This window comes from Algoriphagus sp., from assembly GCF_024642405.1.
Taxonomy (GTDB): Bacteria; Bacteroidota; Bacteroidia; order Cytophagales; family Cyclobacteriaceae; genus Algoriphagus.
The window spans coordinates 1-4,766 of sequence record NZ_JAHEBC010000299.1 but is presented as its reverse complement, the minus strand read 5'-3'; the positions used below and the strand labels follow the sequence as shown (position 1 = coordinate 4,766).

The following is a 4,766-nucleotide window of genomic DNA, read 5'->3' as shown; positions in this document are numbered from 1 at the left end:
AGTGCCTGCGGCCAGTATTTCAACTGCGGTTTTTGCCTTGTTTGGAGATTTTAAGGTAACCTGAGGACCGCTGGTCTGACTCCAGGCGAAAGCAGTAATAGTACCATCTTCATCTTTGGAAGCCGAACCATCCAAAGTTGCAGAAATAGGCTGATTAGGAGCAAGTGTAAAAGTTTGGTCCTCACCTGCATTTGCAATTGGCCCAATGTTTTCAGGCTCTTCTACTTCAGGAATGACATAGGCGATCGGAGGGCATTCGCTGCAACATAAATATGGAAGATAAAAATCAGCGATGACCGTACCTTTTGCAATTGGTGAAGCTTGTTCTCTTATTTCTTTGTCTTTAAGTTTGAGTGCTTCCAATACATTTTTGGATGCCTCTCCAAGATTTAGTCTTTCAATTAAACTTGAGGCAATTTCAAATTCGGTTTTATTGATCGATTTACTTCCGATTAGGCTATTTGTTCTTGAAATTTCTTCGGGTTTTATAGAGGCCCTTAATCCAAAAGGATCTGATGTTGCTTCATTGGGAGTGGAACTTGCTAAGGAAAGTCCAGCTATAAATTCACGATCGATATTGGTATTGAAAGATGGTAGGACTCTCTCAGAAACTCCATTATATACCAAAATAAATGTTCCTCCTTTTGGCACTCCTGCTTTATGCTCAAGCCCTGGGTGCTTTTTAAAATATTCGCTGAAATTTATAGCTGCATGGTACTCTTCAATTCTTTTGAGGTATTCATCCTTCAGTGCGAACAACTTTTCATTTGAGCATTTAAATAGCAATTCTGTATTACTCGAGGAAAAATAGCGCTTGATTTCTTCATTATCGGAATTGCTAGCCTCGGTGATAAGGCTTGCAACTGTTTTGGAATAAGGAGTCCAAAGTTTGTTATACGCTTCCTCATCGAATTTGTCCAAATCATATGCAAGCAGATATTTTACGATTTCTGCCAACTGTTGCAAAAAGATCAATAAAAGGTCTGGCTGCTTTATGATATAATCAAAAAATGCTTTGTGGTCAACAATAAATGAACCCACGTCTTTAGCAACAAAATCCGCTAATTTCTCTCCTTCTTCTACATCTCTCAATGCAAGGTTCTTAATGATATCTTCATTTGAAATACTTAAAGGCTGATTCTTTAATAAATCTGACTTGATGGTTTTTTGCATATCCACCAAATTTCTTGAAATGTAGAAATCTCTTTTCACAGCCAGAGTTCCCAAATTTAGATTCGACTCTACTGTTCTTTTGGGTCTTAAATTTCCCACATATGCCATGATTTGTTGAAGCTGGCAAACAATCCCGGTAATCATTACTCTATAGTCAGAACTTAGATCTTCTACATGACATTTGATTTCTTTTCCATTCAAAATCTTAGAAAGATCTAGTGCATTAAGTGCCAAAACATCAAATGGAAGATTGAATTTGTTTTTTTGTTGGATAATATCTGTCAGGGCAGTTCTGTAGTTTTTGCCAACATGTCCCTCTATCCTAAAGGCATTGTAGCGCTCTATGTCATATAACAAAGGATTTTTTACCGGTTCAGGAGCATCTACCTGCTTGGCAGCTCTATAGCCTAGGTTATATCTTTCGTTTCCGTTATACCTTCGATTGAAATACCATTTTGTATTTATGGTTTTCCAGTCATAGTAATAAGGAATACATCGAAGACTAATTGCCTCAGAGCCTAAATAATTGGGGGTAATTATAATTGATTCATTTGCGGATAATTTCTCTCCAACAAAACTTTTGACCATTGCCACAAGCTTTTCCAAAAGTGAGGCTGCTTCTTCTACTATTTTAGATTGTCCATTTAGTATTGGAGATGACTCAAAATAATGTCTGTGGATATTATTATTTCCTAGCAAGGTACTTTCATTGGCCATTCCTAAAATCAAATGAAGAGGAAAGCTCATTTCTTCTGGACAGCATTCTCCATAAGCTTCTCTTACTTTTGATCGGAATTCTAAATAGGCCTTGAATAAATCATCAATAAAGTCATAGAAGTATTGGAGGTAAATTTGCTGGCCAGTTTTGGTAGAAAATTTCTTTTTAAAATCAATTAGGTTGAGACCTTTTAACGGATTTTCCTCTGGGAGACCAAGTGATACGGCAAATCGATCCCAGCATCTGACCAAGTTTTCAGACATATTTGACAAAGTCACATCATCTGTGATATTCAAAAACCCTTGAAGCACATCTTCTGATGTCTTAAGATCAACAACAGGTACATTGTAACGCTTGAGAAGTAAAGAATTAAAACCAATACTTTTTGATGACTCCAGCAGTTTTTTGTGGATAAGTAAAGCTCTAAGCTCAAAATCCATCTTACTTCCCTTGTCATTACAGTCTTGTGTGTCACAGTTTTTCAGATCTATTTGCTCCGCTTCTAAAAATAAGACAATCGCATAATCCTCTAGTTTCAGAGTAGTCAAAGGTTTTTTTCCTTCGGTTTCTTTGTCATTTGAAGGAATTAGTTCCAGAATATCTTTTTGGTTATAGAAAGGAACATTGTTTCTGTTTTCCGTGCTGCATTGAGTCAAAAAAGTAAGATCATTTGGAAGGGTTGGAGGAGTATAATTTGAGAAAAAAGTATAATTAGTATCACAAAGTTGGATAAGATATCCTTGTGATGTGATTCCGCATCCTTTACCGATAATAATTTCAGAGGGAGATGATGTGATCTCCAAACCGCAGACTATTCCTCTTCCCAGAAGCTTAATTCGCGTCAGCCTCTCCTGTTGTTCAAGGTAGTTCAATAAGTTGTTCAAGTGTCCATTGGACAGAACCTGATCAGCTTCAAAAACGGGATATGATTGTAAAGGCTGCATGATTATAAATTTTGAGTTCCTAAAATTGTTTTACCCAGCATGACAGGGTTTTTATCGGCATCACTTTCTTCGCAATCGTGCAGTGTTGCCTTTGGATACACAGAGTTGAGTTTTGCCAATATTTCCAGCATGCTGTCATTGGCCTCCTGATACGTAGAATGGTTCTTCCCATCATTTTTGAATCTTGCGTGTTCTTCGATCCACCTTTTATAGTTTGTTTCAAACTCTCGGAGTTTTTCATTGCTTACCCAGCAGACCTTTAGCTGAATATGCGCAGGAGCCTCCTCAAATATTTTCTTTTCGAAGTAGTTGCGATAGGCCATATTGTCAAAGTGCTTTGGCCAATGGGGTAAAATCACTGAAGCTCTGAAGGAATAAATATCCTGTTCACAAGGACAATCGCAGTCATGAAGGCAGACTTCCATCAGTTTGAAATTTTTACTTTTTGGCCTTAAGAGGATATGCTCGATCAAATGAAAACCCTCTGGATCTTGGCACTCGCCAGAAAGTTCGGCCACTATTTCCTGGATTACCTGGGTAGCCACTTCTTCATCAGCAAAAGTTTTTTCACTGCTCAAAATGATAGAATTCCCTTTTTTGAGTTTGACCTGTTTCGTCGTGTAATGGAAATTCTCCGGGTCTATACCCAATTCCATGACCTCTTCCAAGACCATTTCGGCCTCGGACTTATCTTCAAACTGTTTTGAAACAAGCTTGAATCCATTTCTTGAGGTTAGAGAAAAGGAATGTACGCAGTGGACTTCATCACCCACTTCCATTTCTTCACAGATGATCTCCACATTTTTAATACAATACAGGAATCGTCTTGTGAAATCCTTAATACCAGTTATTTGACTGACCTTTTTCTCCAAGCCGGATACATTCTCCGTATCCCAAAGTTTATCTTCAGCCAGTTTATATTCATCATCTTGAGGAAAATAATTAAAGGCCAATGATCTTCCATAACTGATTTCTGGGTAGGATTGAAGAGTTCTACTTTTAATGTCAATCAATTCTTCCGGTTCAATTTTTTCCAGATTGAGGTTTTCCAGATTTATCCGATACATCAATAAGGAATAATCATTAAAAGATTCCGCAAAGCGCGCTAACAGATGATCTAGGAACTTATTTCTTCTTTCGAGAAATTGATTTTTGTTTTCATATAGTTTTTGCCAAAGCTCTTGACTTACAGGATCGCCAATATCATTGGCCAAAGCCTTTTCCATATCAGCGTGGATAATACCTTCTACTTCCTTAATGGACCCTAGGTATTGGGCAAAGTAGGTCTGACGTATATTATCCGTAGAATATAGGCTTTTGGCATTAGTTAGCTGGGCAAAAAAATCAGCCAATAGTTGCTCAAAAAACATTAAATAACCCTTCAATTGTTGCTGTTGAGCTTTTCTCAAATCGGAAGGTTCTGGGGGAAGACCAAACTCGCCCACACCATAAACAATAGGAAGATCATATTGTACAGGCCAATAACTTAGGGTATCTCTTTTATTCCCCTTTGGAACAGGAAGATCTTCAAAAGTAGGCACTAGTTTTCCCGAATTATTTTGGGCATGGAGAAGATGAACGGTATCTCTTACTTCTTCATACCGGGAAAGAAAAGGAAAGCCATCCTTAAAAAACAGAATTTTAGAAAAGTCTGGGCTTAGCACAGGTTTATGCATTGTGGAGATAGGAAGACACCAGGAAACACCCATTTGACCTGGAACAGGTTTTCCATTTTTATCATATTTGGTCATCAAGAAATTTTTTATTTCTCTGACCCCTTCTAAATCCATCAATAGATTTATTATATCTGAAGCATAGATCACTTTCTTCAATTGCGCATTTTCCAACTCCTCTGTATCTATGAAGCCATGGCCAAGTTTAGGACCTTCAAAAATCTCCTCAACAGGAATTTCTTTTTTCAGTTGATCTCC

The 4,766-nt window shown here is 37.6% G+C and carries 1 protein-coding gene and 1 pseudogene; both read right to left on the bottom strand.

Annotated elements, in window-relative coordinates; translation table 11 throughout:
• On the bottom strand, positions 1-2,835 hold a 2,835-nt coding region (locus Q0L68_RS16530; protein ID WP_296705290.1), incomplete at its 3' end, for a hypothetical protein.
• A gap of 2 nt (positions 2,836-2,837) precedes the next feature.
• A pseudogene (locus Q0L68_RS16525) lies at positions 2,838-4,766 on the bottom strand (hypothetical protein); the annotation flags it as partial.